Source organism: Natrialba chahannaoensis JCM 10990 (assembly GCF_000337135.1).
GTDB classification, from domain to species: Archaea; Halobacteriota; Halobacteria; order Halobacteriales; family Natrialbaceae; genus Natrialba; species Natrialba chahannaoensis.
This window is the reverse complement of sequence record NZ_AOIN01000091.1, coordinates 118481-139693: the sequence shown is the minus strand read 5'-3', so window position 1 is coordinate 139693 and position 21213 is coordinate 118481. Positions and strand designations below refer to the sequence as shown.

Below are 21213 nucleotides of genomic sequence, written 5' to 3'. Positions count from 1 at the left end.
CGCTCAGAGATGTGTATAAGAGACAGGGCCTGACGTGCGCGACGAGCAAGTGTCAACCGGCGGACGACGACGTAACTCACTGCAGCGAGGGCCACTGCAATGAGCAGGTTTCCGACCAATAACTGCCGAATGGCTACGCTGGCCGACTCGGCTGCCGTTTCGTAAGAGACGACTGGATCTGTTCCGAGGAGAATCCCACCGAGTGTGATACTCGAAACATACACTGCCGGTTTGACGAACGGGTTGAGAACCGCCGCGGAGGCGAACAGTGCCGGTGTCGAAACCCACAACCAGAGCCGTCCAAAGACGACGAAGAGCCCGAGTCCCAGTCCGCCAGTCGGCAGCGCCGTCACGAAGATGCCGAGTGCGAAACTGGCGGCGACCTGGTGTGGCGTGTGCTCTTCTTCGAACGCCTGTCGAAGCTTTGTGCGAGCAGTGGCACGATAGCGGCCCAAGCGAACCCGGAGACTCACGTATATCTGTCCGTCTCCCTCGTTCGACCCAACGTGCAAAAAGGTACCGAGAGTCAGGGAAAGAGATCGGCTCTCCGTCAGATCCACACGCTGTTTCGGACACTGCCCACCCTCACGAACGACAGCCGATGTGGACGGTATCAGTAGCGTCGACGCTCGTTACGGGAACGAGCCTGCTTCGTCGTACGCGTCGGCGACGCGTTGCAACGCAACGACGTATGCGGCGGTCCGCGGATTATTTAGATCGTGCTCTTCGTAGGTTTCGACGAGTGCATCGAACGCCTCGACGATGATCGTCTCGAGTTCGTCGTTCACGCGCTCTTCGGACCACGAAAAGCGCTGGCGATTCTGGACCCACTCGAAGTACGAAACGGTGACGCCGCCGGCGTTCGCGAGAATGTCTGGGATGACGAAGACATCCTTGTCTTCCATCACCGTGTCGGCTTCGGGCGTCAGCGGCCCGTTCGCGGCCTCCGAGATCACGTCGGCGGAGACGTCTTCGGCCAGGTCACCATCGATCGCGTTCTCCAGTGCGGCCGGGATGAGCAGGTCGACATCCAGCGTGAGCACGTCCTCGTTGGTGATCTCCTCCTCGCTCTCCTCGTAGCCGACGATGCTTCCGGTCTCGTTCTTGTGTTCCTTCGCGGCGACCGGGTCGAAGCCGTCCGGGTTGTAGATGCCGCCACTCGAGTCGCTCGCGGCGACGACGGTGGCACCCATCTCGTCGATCAGTTTGGCGGCGATCCAGCCGGCGTTCCCGTATCCCTGGACGGCGACGGTTGCGCCGTCGAGATCCTTGCCGAGGTAGTCGAACGCTTCGCGAGCGGCGAGCACGGTCGATCGGCCGGTTGCCTCGACGCGACCCTTGCTGCCGCCGCTGGCGATATTTTTGCCCGTGATGACACCGGGTTCGGTGGTGTTCTCGAGCGTCTCGTAGGTGTCTTTGATCCAGTTCATCTCCCGCTGGCCGGTGTTTACGTCGGGCGCGGGAATGTCGCGGTCGACGCCGATTAGAGGACGCAGTTCGGTTGCGAACGCGCGAGTGAGGCGCTCGAGTTCGGTCTCGGAGTACTCTGCTGGATCGACAATGATCCCACCTTTGCCGCCTCCGTAGGGGATTCCGACAGTTGCACACTTGTAGACCATCCAGCCCGAGAGTGCCTTGACTTCGTCACGGGAAACACCCGGATGGTAGCGGATGCCGCCCTTGTACGGCCCGCGGTCGCCGTTGAACTGCGAGCGGAAGGCTTTGAACCGTTCGAGATCGCCGTTGTCGAGTTCGACCGTGAGATTCGTCTCCAGCACGCGCTCAGGGTGCTTGAGCCGCTCGATCACGTCGTCACCGATTTCGAGATGTGCTGCCGCATCGTCGATCTGCGACTGCAGACTCTCGAACGGGTTTGTCTCTGCTGCCATAGACCGTTATTCAGCAGAACCGAAAATAAACGTGGCGAACATCATCCATAGTAAGTAAAACACAATATAAGGATTATAGTCGTGTATATATCCGATACGGGTATTGGTGCTGATCCTGCAATCGGTGTAGCCTTGGCTCTGTGCCAGGTGTTACGTCGACTCTGAGACGGAGGTTAAAACGATTCTACTACTGGTGATAGCACCTCACAACTCAGCTGCAGCCGCCCGCTCACGAATCCGTTCTGCCTGTGCGATCAACGGCGCGTCGATCATCTCTCCATCCACCTCGAAGACACCTCGCCCCTCCGCATCCGCTTCCCGTTTGGCCTCGAGTACAGCCGTCGCCCACTCGAGTTCCTCTGTCGTCGGCGTGAACGCCTCGTTGATCGGCTCAACCTGTGCGGGGTGGATCGCCAGCTTGCCGTCGTAGCCGAGTTGAATCGCGAACTCGGTTTCCTCGGCGAGTCCCGTTTGGTCTCCAAAATCGGTGAAGACCGTATCGATCGCCTGGCAGTCGTGTGCGGTGGCTGCGACGACGACGCGCTCGCGTGCGTAGAGTACTTCCGTTCCTTCATCGGTCCGTGTCGCGCCCAGATCCGCCGAGAGGTCCTCAGCACCGAACAGGAGTGCATCGGTTTCGGGCACAGCTGCGATTGCCGGTGCAGCGAGCACCCCTTGGGCGTTTTCGATAAGCGCCAGGATAGGGATGTCGAGTCCGTGGGACTCGAGTTCCCCGACAAGCGTGTGGACGTCATCAGCGGAACCAACTTTGGGAAGCATGACACTATCGAGGCGGAGATCGGTCGGCGAACCGGCGGTGTCAGTGCGACCAGCGATGACTGTGAGGTCTGCCGTCAGATCGTCGACGGAAGCGTTCACCCGGACGCAAACCTCACAATCGGGGTCGAACGCTGGATCTGTAAGGACCTCGCGAACCGTGTTTCGTGCCGACTCTTTCTCGGCGGGTGCGACCGCATCTTCGAGGTCGAATACGATTGCGTCAGCCCCTGCGCTGGGTGCCTTGCGGAGCATATCCGGCTGATCGCCGGGTGTGAAGAGGATACTGCGTCGTACCATAGCCGACTGTGCGCGTACCACTACTGTCAAAGTATGGGACCTGATACGGGGAGTGATGAGACGGGAGGTGAGTCGCGTGGGACTGGTCACAGAGTGGGACACCCCTTGTTCAAAGTGAAAGCGGCGGTCCGGAGGGAGTGAAATAAACCGTGAACATTTTCACTCTGAATTGGGGGGTGACAGAAGGGACCGACAGGAGTAGCGATTCAAGCCAACGAGTCGACTCTCGTAATTCCCAGTAAGCACCGGGAGAGCGGGCAATAGCGGTGAGTAGTGTATCTCTGAGAAGAAATTGACCCAGGGACACCCCTTGTTCAGAGTGTATTCGATTGGTGGTGGGGGAGGGGGAGGAAGGTGAGAGAGGGATGAGACGGATGAGAAGAGTACGGTATGCATGAAAAGGGTGTGAAGTAGAGTAAAAAGAGCTGGAACAGACAGGTGGAATCGACTGGTCAGTTATGTTCGTAAGATGGGTGAAGAACTGCAACATCACATGTGCTCTCGTCTCATCTGATTGGTCTGTGATGTGTGAATGTGGCTTCTCTCAGGAAATCATATAAAAATGACCTTCTACAGGATATAGTCACCAGTACCGTAAAATACAAGTTATAACTAGAAACGGTTCTAGACTAGATAGGGAGAAAGAGTAAGACAAGAAGTATGAGAGGCTGTTTATGCAATTTCTGAGAGAAGCCACAGTGTGTGACACTGTGTGCACTCAGGGCGAGAGTCCCTCCTTTTACAACCGACTGAGCAATACTCACCCATCCAATGTCCACACCTCTACCCCCTCCTTGTTATCACACGTTTCACTCTGAACCAGGGGTGGGTCTGTTCGATGACTGTTCAATCGCCGATAACGTAGAACAAGGCCCTCTATAGCGGCATTGTGACCGAATTGGGCCGTTCCCGTTCTCGTTATCAGTCTGCATTCTTTCCCGTGGTTTTATAATACCTGTCTTCCAGAATGGAAGCATGGCTGATACGGCCGGTGGGGACCCGCTCTTTCAATCTCACGATCCGATCTTCAATCGGAAGGAGCTTCTGCACGTTGGTCACGTGCCCGACGAAGACCGGATCGTCGGTCGGGACAACGAGATCCAGTCAGTTGCCGCTGAAGTCGGCGCGATCACGCGCGGCGATCCACCGAACAACGTGATGATCTACGGCAAAACGGGGACCGGAAAGAGCCTCATCTCTCGCCACGTCGCCACGCGAGCCCAGGATGCCGCCCGGAGCAACGAGATCGACTGTGGCGTCCTCTACGTCGACTGCTCCGAAGCGAACACGGAGACGCGTGCGACCCGCCAACTCGCCCTGAGCCTCAAGGAACAGACTGGTTACCAGGACCACATCCCGCTTCGCGGCGTCGGAACCATGGAGTACTACCAGCACATCTGGCGTATTCTGGAGTCCTTCTTCGACGCTGTCATCGTCATTTTAGACGAGATCGACAAACTCGACAACAGCAACATTTTGATGCAACTCTCTCGCGCTCGCGAAGCGCGCAAGACGGACGCCTACATCGGCGTGATCGGCATCAGCAACAAGGTTCAGTACCGCGAAACTCTGGATGAACGCATCGACAGCAGCTTCGGCCACCGCGAGCTGTTCTTCCACCCCTACGACGCTTCCCAGCTTCGTGAGATCATGCGCAATCGCGAGGATGCCTTCCAGCCGGACGTTCTCGAGGACGGGACGATCGAACTCTGTGCAGCACTCGCGGCGAAGAAGCACGGGGACGCACGCAAGGCGATCGAGATTCTGAAGGAAGCAGGCGAGTTAGCTCGCCGCACCGGTTCGGAGGCGGTCTCGGAGGACCACATCCAGCAGGCCCAGGAAGTCGCCGAGATCAACCGCATCGAGGAGTTGACCAGTGGCGCGACGGTCCACGCCAAACTCGCCCTCTACTCGCTCGCGAGTCGCATCATCACTGGCGACCGCGAGACGTACAAGACCCGAGAAATCTACCAGCGCTACGTTGGTATCTGTGAGCTGGTCGCGAACGACCCGATCACGGAGAACGGACTGTACCGACAGCTCAAGGAACAGGCGTTTCTCGGCGTGATCGAGTCCGAAAAGACCGGTGGCGGACGCTCACAGGGCAGTTACCTGCTCCATCGACTCGTGACAGACCCAAAGCACATCGTCAAGGCAGTCAAACGAGATTCCTCACTCGAGGACTTGCCGTCCTACGACCAACTCGCGAACGGTGATTCATCGCGTGAGCGTGATGTCGAGACAGATCTGTCTTCGTTCTCCTAGTCCGCTCCGGCGGTAACTCTGGCTCGCCTGTGTGTTGTCGTTTCCGCACTGTCATGAAAAGTGTACTTGAGTTGGCTGTCCTCCGTCTGTGATCGATTGTACGAGTGATCTGTGTTGTGCCCGTCCTGGTGGGAGTACTCGTCTCTTGTTGGTTGAATTCTGGTTCTGGTTTGGGTGTGAGTCTGTTGTGTCTGGGTTTGGGTCCGTACTTGAGTACAGTCTGAACGACGGGGGTGAGGTGAGGATGAACGATGGCGACCGATAGGGGTGAGGTGAGAATGGAGATACCGAAGACGGGATGGAATGGAGATGAGCGGCGGCGAACGACAGGGTGAGGATGGAGATACCGAACGACGGTGGTGTGATGGTACTTTCAGTCTGAACAAGGGGTCTGGGTGGAGGGGAACCACAACTGACTCCGGTCGCCCGTTCACGGTTCGGTTCGTGTTCGCAGTCTGACCGCGATTACGGCCAGAGGCCGCGTGCCTCGTGTGCCTCGGCGATGCGCTGTAGTGCGACGATGTACGCCGCATCGCGCCAGGTCACCTCGTTGCGTTCGTACTCCTCACAGACCGCGCCCCAGGCGCGGAGCATCTCCGTCTCGAGTTCCTCGTGGACGCGCTCTAAACTCCACGCACGGCGATTGATGTCCTGAAGCCATTCGAAGTAGGAGACGGTGACGCCACCGGCGTTCGCGAGAATGTCCGGAATGACTGCAATATCGCGCTTTTCGAAGATCTGGTCGGCCGTCGAGGTCGTTGGACCGTTTGCGCCCTCGACGATCATGTCGGCGTTGACGTTGCGTGAGTTATCCCCGGTGAGCACGTTCCCAATTGCAGCGGGGATGAGAACATCGACATCGAGTTCGAGCAGTTCCGCGTTGGTGAGCGATTGCGGGGCATTGTAGCCCGAGACCATCCCAGGAGTTTCGTCGTGGTCTTCGACGTCGTTCGTGTCGAGACCGTCGGGGTCGTAGATCGCGCCGTCGATGTCGGAGACGGCGACGATCGATGCGCCGAGGTCGTCCAGATAGCGGGCAGCGTTCGCGCCAACGCTACCGAACCCTTGCACGGCAACAGTCGTCTCGTCGAGGTCCCAGCCGTAGTAGTCGACGGCCTCGGCAGTGATGATGCCAACACTGCGGCCAGGCGATTTCTCACGGCCGTAGGAGCCGCCGATGACTGGCGGTTTGCCGGTGACGACGCCCGGCGTGGTTTCGCCTTCCTGCATCGAATAGGCGTCCATGAACCAGGCCATCGTCTCGGGGTCGGTTCCCATGTCCGGTGCTGGGATGTCTTTCATCGGGCCGATAACGGGTCGAAGCTCCTCGGCGAATCGGCGGGTGAGTCGCTCTTTCTCGTCCGTGCTGAGGTCTTTGGGGTTGACGACGACACCGCCCTTCGCGCCGCCAAAGGGCAGGTCCATCACGGCACACTTCCAGGTCATCCACATCGAGAGACCGACACACTCCTCCTCGTTGACGGCAGGGTGATAGCGCAGTCCGCCCTTGTAGGGGCCACGAACACTGTCGTGATGGGCGCGGTAACCGGTAAACATCTCACGCGTGCCGTCGTCGCGCTCGAGTGGGATCGTGACCCGGTAGACGCTGGTCGGGTGACGAAGCCGCTCGACGATCCCTTCGTCGACATCCAGGTGTGCGGCCGCACGCTCGAGTTGGCGACGGGCTGTTTCGACTGCGCTTTCCTCTTCGTCGGGTTCCGTTGTCGGTTCGGCTGCGGTCATAGTGAGAGTGGCTGTACCCGCGGAAGACGACGATCAGACAGCATCTTGGCCGGACGTGAGTGAGCCACGCCATGTACGCGTACTGAAACCGCCGGCGGGTGTAGGTGTGTGCGTTTCCGACCCACCGTCATAACCCTTGTTACTCTCCCGCTATTCGTGCAATACTTGCTCCAGCGAGTAACTACTGCCGATCTCCATCCACTAGTGCGGACGGAAATAACGAACCGGTCCTCGCGGTTGACACCCCGTTCCTTTGAAGCCGTTGCTTGTGGTTGCTTCTCTGTGTCCATCGAGAGTACGAATCCGGCGACCGGCGACGTAATCGAGACGTACGATGAAACGGATGCGAGCGAACGCGACGAGCGACTCGAGCGCGCACAGGCTGCATTCGAGGAGTGGCGTGATGTGCCAATCGAGACGCGCCAGCGGTTGCTCGTGGATGCGAGCGACGTTCTTCGGGAGAACACCGAGAAGTACGCCGAACTGATGACACGAGAGATGGGCAAGCCGATCGAGCAGGCGCGTGCCGAGGTCGAAAAGTGTGCATGGGTCTGTGACTACTACGGCGAACACGCGGCCGAGTTCCTCCAGGATGAGGTGGTTGCAGGCGATCCGAACGCCCGAACGGTCGTCGCACACCAGCCGCTCGGACCGATCCTCGCGATCATGCCGTGGAACTTCCCCTTCTGGCAGGTGTTTCGATTCGCCGCACCAAACCTCGCTGCGGGGAACGTCGGCCTGTTGAAACACGCCTCGAACGTCCCCGGTTGCGCACGCGCGATAGAAGCTATTTTCCGCGAGACTGGCTTCCCCGAGGATGTCTTCACGACGCTGTTAATCGACTCCAGCGAAATCGAGGCGGTGATCGAGGACGACCGCATTCAGGGCGTGACGCTCACCGGAAGCGACGGCGCAGGCCGTGCGGTCGCCGAAACCGCCGGTAGCAAACTCAAAAAGACTGTCCTCGAACTCGGCGGCAGCGATCCGTTCGTGGTACTCGAGGACGCCCCGATGGACGAGACGGTCGAGACGGCAGTCCAGGCCAGACTCCTGAACTCTGGGCAGTCCTGTATTGCGGCGAAGCGATTCATCGTCGTCGAGGATGTCTACGAGGAGTTTGTCGACCGCTTCGTCGCGGAGATGGACGAGCAGACTGTCGGCGATCCGCTCGACGAGGAGACGGATATCGGTCCGCAGGCGCGGCCAGATTTGCTCGACCAGCTGCACGAACAGGTACAGGAGACCGTCGAGCAGGGTGGCGAGATCCGGCTCGGCAGCGAGCGGATGGATCGTGAGGGTACGTTTTATCCGCCGACGGTGTTGACTGCCGTTCCTGAGAACGCACCAGCAGACCAGGAGGAACTGTTCGGTCCCGTTGCAACGGTGTTCCGGGTTCCCGACGAGGAGGCTGCGATCGAGAAGGCCAACGACACCCGATTCGGGCTCGGTGCGAGTGTCTGGACCGACGACCTGGAACGCGGCGAGCGCGTCGCCCGGGAGTTCGACTCGGGGCTCGCGTTCGTCAACGAACTCGTCAAGTCCGATCCGCGGCTGCCCTTCGGCGGCGTCAAGGACTCGGGCTACGGTCGCGAACTCGCACGTGACGGTATCCGGGAGTTCGTGAACACGAAGGCGATCTGGGTACAACAGGACGCTGGTGAGGAGACGGAACTGGTGGAGTGAGTGGGCGCTGTAGAAGGCACTCTGTAGTCGTAGTAGTCGTTGTAGTAGTACTAGTAGACGCTTTCACTCCGGCCAGTACGCCGGCCATGGTGACGGCACAACACCGCAGTTGAGCGCCACCACTGCACTATCTTTTTGAGGTGACCCCGCCACGTCGCACGTATGACCGGTTTGTACTACGAGGAGTTCACGGTCGGCGAAACGATCGAACACGAACGACGGCGAACGGTCTCCGAGAGCGACAATCAGCGATTCTGTGATATGACGATGAACCAGCAGCCGCTGCACTTAGACGACGAGTTCGCAGCTGACACCGACTTCGGCGAGCGGCTAGTCAACGGCCTCTACACGATGAGTCTCGCTGTCGGCATCTCGATTCCTGAGACGACCGACGGAACTATCGTCGCGAATCTCTCCTACGACAACGTCGAACACCCCCACCCCGTGTTCCACGGCGATACCCTCCGCGTCCAGTCGACTGTCACCGACAAGCGCGAGACCAGCGACGGCGACCGCGGCGTCGTCACGATGCACGTTGAAGTGTTCAATCAGGACGACGAACTGGTGTGTGAGTTCGATCGGACTGCACTCTCGCTGAAACGCGAGTTCGTCGACGACGAGTGATCGCCGAACTGGGGGCGAATAGATGCTTTTCCCACCATTTATGACGTCGGCCGAAACGGTGGCTTTTGGCACGCTCCCGATCTCAGAGTACCGTCGAAATCATGTAGACGTTGATCCCGCTTGCGATGAGCCACGGGAGCGCCAGTCCAGCAGGAACGATCGGCTGATACACTCTGGGTAGAAGCGGTCGACAGCAGAGTCCAACGCTGACAGCCGCGGCTTTCAGAACGAGCATCCCGACGAGTCCGTAGCCATCGATAGCGCTTCGAGCGATCGGATTTGACTCGGTGAGTCCGAGGTGCAAGCCGAGGAACGTCGTCACGACATCCCCGACAAGCGAGACGGCGACGAGCACCCAGAGAAGTCGATCGAGGTCGCTCGTCGTGACAGTAACTGTTAGCCGTGGTACGGAATAGACGGCGTCGGATTGCATACACTCCCACCCGGAATCGAACCGGGGAGCCAATCTGTGGCCAAGAGCAGCGAGCGGGTCGGATGTCGGACCTGTCATCGGGATCCACAATGCAGTACCGACCGTTCGCCGTCGCCCACCGGGAGCAACCGGATTTCAGCCGGTGCTATCCCAATTGTGGATATTGTTATGCGAGCCGTATCCTCGTCCTACGAGTGGTTACCTGTCAGTAACGACTGCCAAACGCCTTGACAGCGACATGTCGTGTCTCTCGACAGCGTCTGAGATCACTAGCCGGGAAACGGAGAGTGAGAGGAACACCGGTATCGAACACCCAGCGACGCGGCAGGGCGGCATACGCCACGAGCGGGCGAGTTGGGAGGAATGTGCGACGTGGGTGTCACGAACCGGTTGGAGGTGTGTCGGTTCGGCGGTTGTCTCCGCGGTCACCAGCACGGAGACGACTCAACGTATTGCCGATGGCGTGACGAACGTTTGCGTTCAGTCGTCCAGTTATTATATCCCAACTGAGTGTTCGGGGTGAGTACATTCGTATTCTTGCTCCTGTCAGCATGCTATTGAACAGTGGTGTCTACTGGTGACAACTGCAGGCACAACGCCTATCCATAATTCTGTCTACCTTGCAGATACACGCTTTCAATAACCCGTGTACGTGAATATTAGCTTTGACGTGACGAAGTGAAACCGAAGACGGTATCGACTCTCAGATATATGTCAGGTGAGACGAGAGAACGTTCTACCCGACGGCTCGCGACGATTCGGGACCGACTTGACACGGGGATGGACCGTCGCGAGTTCGTCCGGACGCTCGTGACTGGTGGCTACGCCGTTGGCATGGCACAGTTCCTCGGTGTCGAGGATTTCCTGAGCGCCGACAACGGCGACGTACCGATCGTGACCGCACTCGTCAGGGAGGACCCGGACGATCCCTGGTCGTTGACAGAGCGGACTCGATACGTCCCCGCGGGCTGGTACGCGGCGGTCGAGTCTGCAATTGAGCTAAACGAGCGGCTGGCACAGCTTGCGTTCACTGGCTATCTCGGCAGTGCGGTCGTTCCAGGCTCCTACCAGAGCGAGACGGCAACAGTCTCGGTCGGTATCTCGCGTGACTGGGGTTCCGTTCGTGACCTCCTCAATCAGCTTGCAACCGGCATTCCAGTCGATATCGAGGCGATCTTCGACGATGGCGGAATCGACGATCTGGAAGACGTCGGCGACATCGAAGATGCGGACGATCTCGAGAGCGTCGATGGAATCGATGGCGGCCGCGACTCGTTCGAGCCACGTCTCGTCGAAGACGTCCACGAGGGATACGTTCCGAGCGGCGTCGCGTGTGAGACGCCGACGAGTTTGGCAACACTTGGACCAGCACTGTACAGCCCCGACACGGAGCAGGCGTTCTTCGTCACTGCAGAACACGCATTCGAAGGAAATCCCGACCCGGTCGGAGAGCCTGTCTCGCTCCCCGTCCGCGATTCAGACCACGTCTCGCTCGGTACCGTTGCAAGCGCCCACCCGGTCGAAGACTTCGCCACTATCGAACCGACCGGCGACATCGAGCCAGTCAGCCTGATCGACACGCAGTCGCCGCTGCGAGTTCGCGGACAGTACACCAAGCTCGGTCTCGCCGACCTGATGGCTCGCGGCGAACGACTCGAGAAGGTCGGCGCGATGACTGGCCACACGACGGGTGCGATACAGGGAATCGACGCGGTGACCTGCTTTACGGACGACTTCTGCCGGTACGGTCAGATCCGGTGGGGCGGGCAGATGGATTTAACCGACGGTGACAGCGGATCGGTGAGCTTTCACGCTGATCCAGCGGGTGACGACGAGGACGTCCTCATCGCTGGCTTCAACAACGCTCGCACCTGGTGGCCCGGCCAGAGCTACGTCTGGGGTGTCGGTGCGTACAGATTGACAGAATTACATGGCTATCACTTCTGAGCGCCGCCGACGGCGACCGACTGCATTGATTGACACACCACTGACCACGAGGAGGCAACAGTGAGCGACAGCTCGTCACACTCGAGTACGGGGTCGACTCCAAGCGGCCGCACGATCCGTGGCGGGATCGGCCGGATTATCGCTGACGCGATTATCGTCGCCGCGTTCGTCTTGTTGCTGACGCTGCTGTTTTTACAGACCGGCTGGCCACGTTGGGCGTTCTACGCGGCGCTGTTCCTCGGCGTCGCAGTCTACGTGTCGATTACGCGACCGTGGTAATAGAGCCGAGTGTGACACGTCGTCAGTCGGTGACGAGGCTCCAAATTGGGTGTCAGTTCGAGTCTGGCTCCGGTTCCGAGTTCAGTACCAATCCCTGTTCAGGACAGGTGCGTCTCGAGTCGGTCGATCAGCGACTCGTTGCCGACGAACACCGGTGTCCGTTCGTGGATGTCGTCGGTCGGCTCGACCGTGAGCAGTGACTGCTCGCCGTTCGAGGAGCGGCCGCCCGCCTGCTCGACGATGTAGCCAACCGGGTTGCCCTCGAACTGCAGGCGAAGCTTGCCCTCGGAACGGGACTTGAGTCCCGGATAGCCGAAGACGCCGCCGTAGGTGAGGACCTGGTTGACGTCACCGATCATCGCGCCACCGTAGCGCAGTTTGAGCTCGGTTTCGATCTCGCGAGCGTACTCGGAGAACGCGTCCGTCCAGTCGGGGACGCGACCACCGAAGCCGTAGACGACTGGCTCCTCGGGGAGCGTGACGTCCTCGCGGATGAGACGACGCTCGCCGCCAGTCAACTCGTACTCCGAGACGGTGTCCTCGGTTGCGAGGAGCATCGTTGTGATCGGGCCGTAGAGTACGTATGCCGCTGCGACGAGGTCCTCACCGCGGGCTGGCAGTGGGGCATCGTAGACGCCGACGATAGTTCCCATCGCGTTGTTGGACGTGAGGTTCGAGGAGCCGTCGAGAGGGTCGACGGCGACTGCGTAGCCATCTCTTGGGGCCGCGCTTTCGTCGCCGTTGTCGCCGTCATTACCAGCACTAGCACCACCGCCATCGCTGCCGGCACAGTCGATGACCGCTTCGCGCTCCTCGCTCGCATACTGGCTGACCCCGTCGATCGCCGAGAGCCGATCGGCGAGCAACTCGTCCGCCCAGATGTCGGCTTCGACCTGGGTCTCGCCGCTGGGATTCTCCTCACCGACGGCACCGCGACGACCGACCAGCCCCTGTCGAATCTCCGTCGCGGAGCGACTCACCGTCGCGACGACGGCCTCGACAACCGGATCGGATACCGTCATCCTATTCGGTTGCCTCGAGTGCAGCCTCTGCCGTCTCCTCCTCGTAGATGACTCTCTCGAGTGCGTCGAGAATGCGCGTCGGGTTCTCGCGCTGCCAGACGTTGCGGCCGACAGCGAGGCCGGTACAGCCAGCGTTGATAGCGTCCTCGACGGTCGAGAGGAAGTCGTAGTCGGAGGTTTTCGACCCGCCGCTCATGACGACGCTCATGTCGCCGGCGGCCTTGCAGGCGTGTGCCATCGCATCGGGGCTGCCGGGGTACTTGACCTTCGCGATGTCGGCACCGAGCTCGAGTCCCAGGCGGGTCGCATAGGAGATGGTGCTCGGCTTGGTGTCGTTCTTGAGTCCCTGACCGCGGGGGTACGACCACATGACGACCGGGAGGTCGTGTTTGCGGGCGTCTTCCTGGACATCACGGAACTCTTCGGCCATCTCGACTTCGTGGTTCGAGCCGCCGTAAAGGGTGAAGCCGACGGCGTCGGCACCGATTTCAGCCGCGTAGTCAACCGAGCAGTTGATCGCCGAGTCGTACTCGCCCATCCAGAGGTTCGAGGTGCCGTTTACCTTCAACAGGAGGTTGACATCGTCCTCATAGCTTGGGTAGTAGCCCTCTGCAATCCCCTTCTGAACGGCCATTGCGGTGACGGCGTCGTGGGTCGCCGTCTCGAAGACCGTCGACGGGTCGAGTTTTTCCGGGACATCTTCGAAGTCGACCGGGCCGTGTTCGAGGCCGTGGTCCATCGCGAGGATCAGTGTCTTACCGTCACGAACGATTGGGGAATCGTCGATCGGAATCATCTGTTAGATGGTCCAACAGGCCGCTATAAATCTCTGATGGTCCGCATTATCGAAATTACTTATTCGAGTAGTAATTATATACCAGGACGATCCGACGAACGTGTGCGGACCACGTGAAATAAGCGTTGAAACCTGTGTGACGAGCGTCAGGACGAGAGCAACTCACGAGCGTTGTGTCGCCACGACCGAACGTGGAGCACGTCCAGTTCTAGCAGGCGGGCGACCGTCACCGCCCGAACCGTCGCCAGGCGCTCTGCAGAGGTAACGCCTGCCTCAGCGAGCACCGCCGCGTCGTCCGGCCCGACACCCGTTACGTCGGTCACTGGAGTTGGCCGTGGATACGGGCGTTCGTCGCCAGCGTTGCCACCGCCGATATCGTTCCCGTCTGCGGTGTCCGTGTCTGGGTCCGATTTCGCGTCTGTACTCGAGTTCCCCGCTCGCCCAGCCGGTTCCTGTGACTCGAAGCGTTGCCAGTCCTCGGTGCCGCTGGCTGCGATCCACGCGCGTTCGGCTGCCCCGAGGCCGCGAACTTCGTCAGAGCGCCGGTCGAGGCCCAGATCACTGTCGGTCTGGAACGACCACGGCAGGGAGAGTCGTCTGCGGAGTTCGTCTGCGAACGCCTCGTCGATCTCAGTGTCGAGCAGTTGCTGGTAGGAATATTCCTTGTTCGTGACTGCATCGGGGTCTATATCGGCCGCTGCTAGCTGCTCGCGCTGGTCATCGTCGAGCCGAGAGTTGGACTCGCGGTCGATGGACGACCGGTTGGTCGAGTCGACCACGAAGACCTCGTTGGGTTCGTCGATGACGGGGAGTTCGATACCGAGTCCGATGCCGAGACTGATCGTTTCCGACGTGTCGTCTTCGGCACTCTCGCTGGGCTCGCTGATCTCGTCAGCCTCGACAGTCTCGTCGACCGCGTCACCGAAGTCGCTGTCGCTGTCGCTCTCCCCAGCCCGCTCTTCGATTGCCTTCCGCACCGCTGGCGGGCGCTCTTCGTGATCGCAATCTGTTTGCCCACCTGTCTCCCCGTCCCACTCGTTCGCCGAACCTGCCTCGTTCGATTCGGCTACGAACTGTTCGTTACTCACGCGAGTCACCGCTCGTCCGTAGCTCTCACTGTCGAGTCTTGAAACTTGTCCTCGTATTGATGCACATCTTGTCGACGGAACTACTATTGTGACTGGTGGTGACTGTCTCGTATGCGTTCACTTCCCCGCGTCGCTACAGTCGTCGTCGCCCTCTCTGTTCTCTGTCTCGCAGTCGTCGCACTCGCCGCTGGCGCGCCACCACCGTCACCCATCTGTGAGGTCTGTGGCACCGACACGATCAACGGTGCAACCGAGCCAGGAACGCTCGACATCCACGTTGACGAGAGCGGTGACTCCCAGTGGGTCGCGCAGGTCCCGGTCAATGAAACGGCTGCTGCCCACTACCAGAACGACGAGCGCGCGCTCGCGACCACCGTCAATGACAGCCGGAATCGATACCACGCTGTCGGCGACGACGCGCAAAACGTCACGGCAACTATCGAGGACCAGACCGTCCACGTCGAGTACACCGTCCCCAACGTCGCAACTCAGGTTAGGGATGGATGGGTACTCGAGTACTTCTATGCTGGCGACAGCCCGGTGCGGTACGAACTCGTCGCCGAGCGAGTGTCGATTCATCTGCCGGATGGGTACGCGGTGACGAACAGACCGGCAGCGGGGAGTATCGAGGATGGGACGCTGACGTGGGTGAGCGGTGAATCTGCCGATGACGAAAATGCAGCAGGTGACGACTTCCACAGTCGAACCTACGTCACTTACGCCCAGTCGGGGCTCACGAACACAGCTGCCTCCTGGATCGCGGCGGCGGTCACGTTCGGACCGGTAGTACTCGAGCACACCGTGCTTGCTGGTGTCGTCCCGGTGGTAATGGTAGGGTTTGCCGCAGTTTCGACCAGTACTGTCGGTGCTGGTCGATCACAAGAACTGACTGGCCGCAGTCGTCGGGTTGGTGCTGTCGGACGAACCGGTTGTGTCGCGCTCTGTCGCCGCCTCGGTGTACATCACTCCCGTCGAACGCTGACGCTGCTCGGGCTGGCCGTCGTTGGGGTGCTCGCCGGAGCGAGTTGGCTGCTCGGGTTCCTGTTCGAGGCGCTCCTCGTCGGTACGTTCGGCCTGTCGGTCGTACTGTTCTTGCCGTTCGGACACGCACTCGCACGGGGAGAGCGGAGTGCGTGGCTGTATGGGGTGGCCTGTCTACTGGCACCGCTTGGTGCCGTCGCTGCGCTAGCGCCGTTTCCCAGCGCTGGCACGATCTTCGTTCTCAGTCTGTTCGTGTTCCTTCCAGCTGCCGGTGGGGCGGCTGTGCTCGGATACGCGCTGTCGCTGGTCGGTCGGGAGATTGCACTGGACGGAAATAGAAAGCAGAGAGAAAAACAGCAGAGACAGACCAGCACCAACGGTTGACCCTGAACGGCACGAGCTATCGTCCCGTCTCGTTCGGGAGTGGATAACGGCTCTACTGGTGAAGCGGCTGTTCTGCCATCGTGGCCCGCAGTTCGTCGAGTCGAGAACGGGACATGTCTTCTTCGAACTGCTGGAGCAGCGCATACACTTCTGCGCGTGGGACCTTCACGTCGCCCTCTTCGACGACATCTTCGGGTCGCTCGCGCAGTTCGCGCATCGTCCCAACGGCGAGGAGGTACGGAATCGCCCACGCCGAGAGGCGGTTGCCGTGTTGTTCCGGCACGACCTCGAGGTAGCGCTGGGCGTCGTCGAGGTAGGTTTCCGCACGCCCGGTGACACGTTCGACCACGTTCGTCACGCCGTTGTGGTTCTCCTCGTCGGTGACGGCGTCGAGATCGACATCCTCTTCGGCGAGCCACTCTGCGGGCAGGTAGACGTTGTTTTCCTCGTGATAGTCCGACTCGACGTCCTTGGCGATGTTGACGAGCTGCAAGAGCAACGCAAATGAGCGGGCGTTGTCACGCATCTCCTCGGCGCGGTCTTTCGACGCGCCGCGGGCGACGAGGCCGGTGATCAGCGTTCCGACGGTGCCGGCGGCATACCAGCAGTACTCCTCGAGTTCCTCGAGTGTCTGGAGTCGGAGGCCTCCTTCGTCGGCGTACCGGTCGGTGAACATGGCCATCCCGTCGACCAGTTCGCGGACGGGTTCGCGCATGATCTCGCGTGGTTCCTCGTTGAGCGATTCGAACGTCTGCAACACGCGCGGCGTTTCAGCCACGACGTTCCAGTCGTTGGATCGATCCGCTGGCTCGGGAAGCCAGGGTTCGACATTGGCCATGAACGCCTCGACGGACTGGTCCGTCTCGGGATCGAGAAGTCGGTCGTACTCGGTGAGTAACTCGGTCTGTTCGGCAGGCGGAATGTGGCCCGCGTCCTCGATTGTGTCTGCAATTCGACAGAGGAGGTATCCCAGACAGATGTGTTTCGACATCGGCTCCTCGAGCCGGTCGATTGTGATCGAGAACGTCCGCGAAACGCCATGTACCGCGTCGTAACACCACTCCAGGTCGGCGTCGGTTGTGAGTTCGTGCTGGGCCGTGGTCATCTACTGGCTTCTCTTTCAACCCCATCCCGGAAAAACGCCGCGGTCGTAACATTCTATTCTGTTGGGGGCTGTAGAACGGAATTCGATGCTGCTAACCTGTCAGACCAGCGTTCCGGCACGTCGCCCTCCCCCTCCCTCACGACCACGTACGTATCCGATACTGATGATGTGACCGCGACCAGGACCGCCCTCGTCCTTGCTCACACGGCCAAGTTGGCCAACGAGGCGTCATAGAACCCTTCCCACGGTGGTGATTATATCAACTCATTCGGTGAATTGGCCGATAAGTCGTTTTGCGAATCTAACGCAGCTGCCTCCGTCGGGAAATATAGATGTTGACAGCACTGTGCTGAACATCGGCGCGAATGCCTGGAAAACCATCACCTGTGAACACTCACAGCCGACTCTCAGTTCAACGACTCGGTTCGAACTGCACCAGTCGTTGAACCGAACTTGAGTCGCACGGGCCGCGGCGCAAGTGGGAATGCGACCGGAATGTTTATCAAGTATATTTTATCTAATGAAAATATAGTTGATGGGCACCAATCTCCATAGGCTCGAGCGCGATGGAACCGTCTCCAGACGCCGGTTGCTCGGCGGAATCGTCAGCGCGAGCATCGCGGGCGTAGCCGGCTGCTTGACAAGCGACACAGCGGACGGATCGACTCTCCGAATCGCGAAAGCGGATCCGCTGAACAACGAGTACCAGTTCTTCGACGGAGTGATCTTGCCCCACTCACCTGTCGCTGAAACACTGGTATACGTCGACAACGAGGTGCAGGCTGAACCGTGGCTGGCCACGGACTGGGAGTCGTCCGACGCACGGACGTGGGAATTTACGCTCAGGGAGGGTGTCCAGTTTCACAACGGCGACGAACTGACAGCGGAGTTGCTCGAGGAGTACTTCCTCGCCTACGAGGCCGAACGGGGACTGGAGGTCGTCGACAGAGGAGTGCAGGCGGTCGACGACATGGTTCTCCAGTTCGAGCTGGCGGAACCGAACCCGAAGTTCCCTGAAGAGACGGCCAGACACTGGATGTCGGTACTCCATCCCGATAGTACAGAGGAGGAGGTTATCGCGACGGGACCGTACCAGATCGAAGAGCACGAAATCGGAAGCGATTTCGAAGCCGTCAGGTTCGACGAGTACTGGGGGGACCAGCCAGGATTCGAGCGACTCGAGTTGCGCGACATCCAGGACGATCGAACTCGCCGGTTCGAACTCGAGGCCGGTAACGTTGACGTGGCTGTGGAGGTCAGTCCCGACCACGTATCCGCTATCGAGGATGACCCGGAACTCAGGGTCGAGTCGTTCGAGCAGATGCGGACATTCGCGCTGTGGACGAACATCTACAATTCCCCGACGGACGATCCCGATTTCCGGCTCGCGCTACAGCACCTCATTGACCAGGAGACCTTCGTCGAGGAGTTGCTCGAAGACAGGTACCTGCCCGCGAGGGGAACCATTCCACCGTACGTGAGCTGGGCCGCCGAGGACCTCCCAGAGTACGAGCACGACATGGATCGGGCGCGCGAACTCGTCGAACAGTCGAGTTACGACGGCGAGACGGTGACTATCGCGGTCGCAAACCGAACGATAAACGGTGATACCTTCGCCGAGGTCTTCCGCGACCGTCTTGCAGACGTCGGCGTCGATACGGAAGTGCGGATGATGGAATGGTCGGCATATCTCGATTTTACCGGGAGTCCCGAGAATCAGCTGGAGCTCGGCGGCGCGTCGATTCTCGATGCGAACGTCAAGGGGCTGCTGAAGCGACAGTACCACAGTGAGGGACTACTCAATCTGGACCTCTACCGCAGTGAGGGAACAGGGATGCACAATCCCGGTGAAGCGGTCGACGCGCTGATCGACGCTGGGATCCACGACGACGACACTGATGCACTGCGCGAGGCACAGCACCGAGTTCGCGAGATGACCATCGGCGTCCCGCTGTTCCACGATCGCATCTTCGTCGCCATGCACGAGGACGTCACCGGCGTGGAAATCGCGCCCGTCTCGAACCAGGCCCACTGGGGGAACGTCGCTCCCACTGAGTGAGACGGCACTGAATGTTCGCTCGATATCTTGTTTCTCGCGTGGCGTCGGTGATCGGCGTTCTGTTTGCCGTCTCGGTAATCACCTACGGGTTGATTCATTTGACTCCAGGGGACCCGGCCGAGACGATCCTCACTCAGCAGCTCGAGCAACCGCCGACGCCCCAGCAGGTCGAGGAGTTCAGGGCCGAGCAGGGGCTTGACGAGCCGGTGTATATCCAGTACGTCCACTGGCTCGGGGACGTCCTCCAGGGTGACCTCGGGGTGTCGTACTACAACGACCGGTCTGTGAGTGCGCTGATGATAGAGGCGCTTCCAGCGACCGTCGAACTCGCGGTCGCGGGGATGCTCGTCTCACTGGCTATCGCCTTGCCTGCGGGCGTCCTGAGTGCGGTCTACCAGAACACGCGAATCGACCGCATCTCTCAGATCGTGGCGTTGCTCGGCGTCTCCGTCCCGAACTTCTGGCTCGGGTTCATGCTGATCCTCGTCTTCTCTATTTACCTGGGTGTTCTACCAGTCTCGGGGGTCGGCGGACTCGACCATCTCATCTTACCGGCTATCGCGCTCGGCACCGGCATGGCGGCAGTCGTCACGCGGCTCGTTCGCACGTCGATGCTCGAGGTTATGGAGGCGGAGTACATCGACACCGCCAGATCGGCGGGCCTCTCCGAGCGGATCGTCATCTGGAAGCACACACTCCGCAACGCCCTGATTCCCGTCGTGACGGTTGTCGGCCTTCAGTTCGGGCGCGTCCTGAACGGTACCGTCGTCATCGAGATCGTCTTTGACCGTCCCGGACTTGGAGCGTTGCTCGTGGAGGCGATCTTCGCACGGGATTATCCCGTCGTCCAGGGGGTCGTCCTCCTTACAGCGGTTGTCTTCGTGGTTTCGAACTTCTGTGTGGACCTACTGTACAAACGACTGGATCCGCGCGTAACGCTGGGGGAACAGGCACAATGAGCACGACCAGACCACAGTCGTCGACCGGCATTGGGGAGAGAATCCGCCTGGAATTTCGCCGTAACAGGCTTGCTGCTATCGGTGCCGGGATGGTCGGGGTCCTCGGCCTCGTGGTTGTCTTCGGCCCCACCATCGTGCCCCATGACCCGATGGAACACGCGCATGCCAACCGACTCCAGGGACCATCGCTCGAACATCCCCTCGGGACGGACGAACTGGGACGAGACGTTCTCGCCCGACTGGTCTACGGAGCACGGGTTTCACTCGGCATCGCAATCCTCGTCACCGCGATTCGGGTCGTCCTCGGAACCGTCGTCGGACTCGTCGCCGGGTACGTCGGCGGGATCGTCGACGAACTGTTGATGCGGCTCGTCGACATTCAACTTGCCTTCCCAGGACTGATTCTCGCGCTCGTTATCGCCGGGATTCTCGGCCCGAGCCTGCGGAACCTGATGATCGCGCTGGCAGTTGTCGGCTGGTCAACGTACGCACGCGTCGTCAGGGGAAGTGTTCTGTCGGTGAAAGAGCGAGACTACGTGACCGCGGCGCAGCTTGTCGCAATGTCAAGGCGGCGAATTGCAATTCGTCACCTGCTACCGAGCGTTATCCACCCAGTCATGGTACTCGCGACGCTCAACCTGGGGACCGTCGTGCTGGCAACAGCCGGGCTGTCGTTCATCGGGCTCGGTGCGCAGCCGCCGACGCCCGAGTGGGGAACGATGATCGACTCGGGAAGCAACTACATCCTGGACGCGTGGTGGCTCGTCACGGCACCTGGCGTCGCAATCATGTTCACGGTCATGGGGTTCAACCTGCTCGGCGACGGGATTCGAGACTTCCTCGATCCGAAACAACAGGGCCGCTTGGAGGAAATTTGAG

The 21213-nt window shown here is 60.2% G+C and carries 18 protein-coding genes; 9 read left to right on the top strand and 9 right to left on the bottom strand.

Annotated features, from left to right (window positions below):
• The 3 genes from C482_RS16560 to C482_RS16550 form a co-directional block, all read right to left on the bottom strand.
• On the bottom strand, positions 1–473 hold a 473-nt coding region (locus C482_RS16560; RefSeq protein ID WP_006168904.1), incomplete at its 3' end, for a DUF2062 domain-containing protein.
• A 159-nt stretch (positions 474–632) separates the two neighbouring features.
• On the bottom strand, positions 633–1889 hold the full coding sequence (locus C482_RS16555; protein WP_006168903.1) for a Glu/Leu/Phe/Val family dehydrogenase: 1257 nt from the start codon (positions 1887–1889) through the stop codon (positions 633–635).
• A gap of 204 nt (positions 1890–2093) precedes the next feature.
• The gene (locus C482_RS16550) at positions 2094–2966 is read right to left on the bottom strand and encodes an HpcH/HpaI aldolase/citrate lyase family protein (protein ID WP_006168902.1); all 873 of its coding nucleotides are present in this window, start codon (positions 2964–2966) and stop codon (positions 2094–2096) included.
• A gap of 975 nt (positions 2967–3941) precedes the next feature.
• On the opposite strand from C482_RS16550, the gene C482_RS16545 reads away from it, so the two are divergent.
• Positions 3942–5231, top strand: a complete 1290-nt coding sequence (locus tag C482_RS16545) for a Cdc6/Cdc18 family protein (protein ID WP_006168901.1) — start codon at positions 3942–3944, stop codon at positions 5229–5231.
• A gap of 465 nt (positions 5232–5696) precedes the next feature.
• On the opposite strand, the gene gdhB is transcribed toward C482_RS16545, so the two are convergent.
• The gene (gene gdhB, locus C482_RS16540) at positions 5697–6974 is read right to left on the bottom strand and encodes a glutamate dehydrogenase GdhB (RefSeq protein ID WP_006168900.1); all 1278 of its coding nucleotides are present in this window, start codon (positions 6972–6974) and stop codon (positions 5697–5699) included.
• Positions 6975–7256: 282 nt separating this feature from the next.
• On the opposite strand from gdhB, the gene C482_RS16535 reads away from it, so the two are divergent.
• Both C482_RS16535 and C482_RS16530 read left to right on the top strand, forming a co-directional pair.
• The gene (locus tag C482_RS16535) at positions 7257–8657 is read left to right on the top strand and encodes an NAD-dependent succinate-semialdehyde dehydrogenase (protein ID WP_006168899.1); all 1401 of its coding nucleotides are present in this window, start codon (positions 7257–7259) and stop codon (positions 8655–8657) included.
• A 162-nt stretch (positions 8658–8819) separates the two neighbouring features.
• The gene (locus C482_RS16530; protein WP_006168898.1) at positions 8820–9281 is read left to right on the top strand and encodes a MaoC family dehydratase; all 462 of its coding nucleotides are present in this window, start codon (positions 8820–8822) and stop codon (positions 9279–9281) included.
• Between the two features lie 82 nt (positions 9282–9363).
• Here C482_RS16530 and C482_RS16525 read toward each other — a convergent pair whose 3' ends face one another.
• Positions 9364–9714 carry a DUF5658 family protein gene (locus C482_RS16525; RefSeq protein WP_006168897.1) on the bottom strand — a complete coding sequence of 117 codons (351 nt, stop codon included), beginning with the start codon at positions 9712–9714 and terminating at the stop codon, positions 9364–9366.
• Positions 9715–10425: 711 nt separating this feature from the next.
• On the opposite strand from C482_RS16525, the gene C482_RS16520 reads away from it, so the two are divergent.
• Both C482_RS16520 and C482_RS16515 read left to right on the top strand, forming a co-directional pair.
• Positions 10426–11661 carry a hypothetical protein gene (locus tag C482_RS16520; protein WP_049896890.1) on the top strand — a complete coding sequence of 412 codons (1236 nt, stop codon included), beginning with the start codon at positions 10426–10428 and terminating at the stop codon, positions 11659–11661.
• Positions 11662–11721: 60 nt separating this feature from the next.
• The gene (locus tag C482_RS16515; RefSeq protein ID WP_006168895.1) at positions 11722–11940 is read left to right on the top strand and encodes a hypothetical protein; all 219 of its coding nucleotides are present in this window, start codon (positions 11722–11724) and stop codon (positions 11938–11940) included.
• Between the two features lie 98 nt (positions 11941–12038).
• On the opposite strand, the gene C482_RS16510 is transcribed toward C482_RS16515, so the two are convergent.
• The 3 genes from C482_RS16510 to C482_RS16500 all read right to left on the bottom strand — a co-directional run bounded on the left by C482_RS16510 (position 12039) and on the right by C482_RS16500 (position 14846).
• On the bottom strand, positions 12039–12962 hold the full coding sequence (locus C482_RS16510) for a class 1 fructose-bisphosphatase (RefSeq protein WP_006168894.1): 924 nt from the start codon (positions 12960–12962) through the stop codon (positions 12039–12041).
• A gap of 1 nt (position 12963) precedes the next feature.
• Complete coding sequence (locus tag C482_RS16505) at positions 12964–13758, bottom strand: class I fructose-bisphosphate aldolase (protein WP_006168893.1); 795 nt, start codon at positions 13756–13758, stop codon at positions 12964–12966.
• A 146-nt stretch (positions 13759–13904) separates the two neighbouring features.
• Positions 13905–14846, bottom strand: a complete 942-nt coding sequence (locus tag C482_RS16500; RefSeq protein WP_006168892.1) for a hypothetical protein — start codon at positions 14844–14846, stop codon at positions 13905–13907.
• A 111-nt stretch (positions 14847–14957) separates the two neighbouring features.
• Here C482_RS16500 and C482_RS16495 point away from each other — a divergent pair, with 111 nt between their 5' ends.
• Positions 14958–16211, top strand: a complete 1254-nt coding sequence (locus C482_RS16495; RefSeq protein WP_006168891.1) for a hypothetical protein — start codon at positions 14958–14960, stop codon at positions 16209–16211.
• A gap of 52 nt (positions 16212–16263) precedes the next feature.
• Here C482_RS16495 and C482_RS16490 read toward each other — a convergent pair whose 3' ends face one another.
• On the bottom strand, positions 16264–17316 hold the full coding sequence (locus C482_RS16490) for a phytoene/squalene synthase family protein (protein WP_006168890.1): 1053 nt from the start codon (positions 17314–17316) through the stop codon (positions 16264–16266).
• 535 nt (positions 17317–17851) lie between these two features.
• On the opposite strand from C482_RS16490, the gene C482_RS16485 reads away from it, so the two are divergent.
• The 3 genes from C482_RS16485 to nikC are packed head-to-tail and all read left to right on the top strand — an operon-like array spanning position 17852 to position 21212.
• Positions 17852–19375, top strand: a complete 1524-nt coding sequence (locus C482_RS16485) for an ABC transporter substrate-binding protein (protein WP_006168889.1) — start codon at positions 17852–17854, stop codon at positions 19373–19375.
• A gap of 11 nt (positions 19376–19386) precedes the next feature.
• Positions 19387–20334, top strand: a complete 948-nt coding sequence (gene nikB / locus C482_RS16480) for a nickel ABC transporter permease (protein ID WP_049896886.1) — start codon at positions 19387–19389, stop codon at positions 20332–20334.
• On the top strand, positions 20331–21212 hold the full coding sequence (gene nikC / locus C482_RS16475; RefSeq protein ID WP_049896883.1) for a nickel transporter permease: 882 nt from the start codon (positions 20331–20333) through the stop codon (positions 21210–21212). The genes nikB and nikC overlap by 4 nt, the downstream gene beginning before the upstream one ends.
• The last annotated feature ends 1 nt before the right edge of the window (position 21213 follow it).

What these genes read in the sequence shown, in the direction of transcription:
- C482_RS16550 (WP_006168902.1), bottom strand. Translation starts at nt 2,966, where the DNA reads ATGGTACGACGCAGTATCCTCTTCACACCCGGCGATCAGCCGGATATG.
- gdhB (WP_006168900.1), bottom strand. Translation starts at nt 6,974, where the DNA reads ATGACCGCAGCCGAACCGACAACGGAACCCGACGAAGAGGAAAGCGCA.
- C482_RS16555 (WP_006168903.1), bottom strand. Translation starts at nt 1,889, where the DNA reads ATGGCAGCAGAGACAAACCCGTTCGAGAGTCTGCAGTCGCAGATCGAC.
- C482_RS16510 (WP_006168894.1), bottom strand. Translation starts at nt 12,962, where the DNA reads ATGACGGTATCCGATCCGGTTGTCGAGGCCGTCGTCGCGACGGTGAGT.
- C482_RS16495 (WP_006168891.1), top strand. Translation starts at nt 14,958, where the DNA reads ATGCGTTCACTTCCCCGCGTCGCTACAGTCGTCGTCGCCCTCTCTGTT.
- C482_RS16490 (WP_006168890.1), bottom strand. Translation starts at nt 17,316, where the DNA reads ATGACCACGGCCCAGCACGAACTCACAACCGACGCCGACCTGGAGTGG.
- nikC (WP_049896883.1), top strand. Translation starts at nt 20,331, where the DNA reads ATGAGCACGACCAGACCACAGTCGTCGACCGGCATTGGGGAGAGAATC.
- C482_RS16545 (WP_006168901.1), top strand. Translation starts at nt 3,942, where the DNA reads ATGGCTGATACGGCCGGTGGGGACCCGCTCTTTCAATCTCACGATCCG.
- C482_RS16520 (WP_049896890.1), top strand. Translation starts at nt 10,426, where the DNA reads ATGTCAGGTGAGACGAGAGAACGTTCTACCCGACGGCTCGCGACGATT.
- C482_RS16525 (WP_006168897.1), bottom strand. Translation starts at nt 9,714, where the DNA reads ATGCAATCCGACGCCGTCTATTCCGTACCACGGCTAACAGTTACTGTC.
- C482_RS16505 (WP_006168893.1), bottom strand. Translation starts at nt 13,758, where the DNA reads ATGATTCCGATCGACGATTCCCCAATCGTTCGTGACGGTAAGACACTG.
- nikB (WP_049896886.1), top strand. Translation starts at nt 19,387, where the DNA reads ATGTTCGCTCGATATCTTGTTTCTCGCGTGGCGTCGGTGATCGGCGTT.
- C482_RS16485 (WP_006168889.1), top strand. Translation starts at nt 17,852, where the DNA reads ATGGGCACCAATCTCCATAGGCTCGAGCGCGATGGAACCGTCTCCAGA.
- C482_RS16530 (WP_006168898.1), top strand. Translation starts at nt 8,820, where the DNA reads ATGACCGGTTTGTACTACGAGGAGTTCACGGTCGGCGAAACGATCGAA.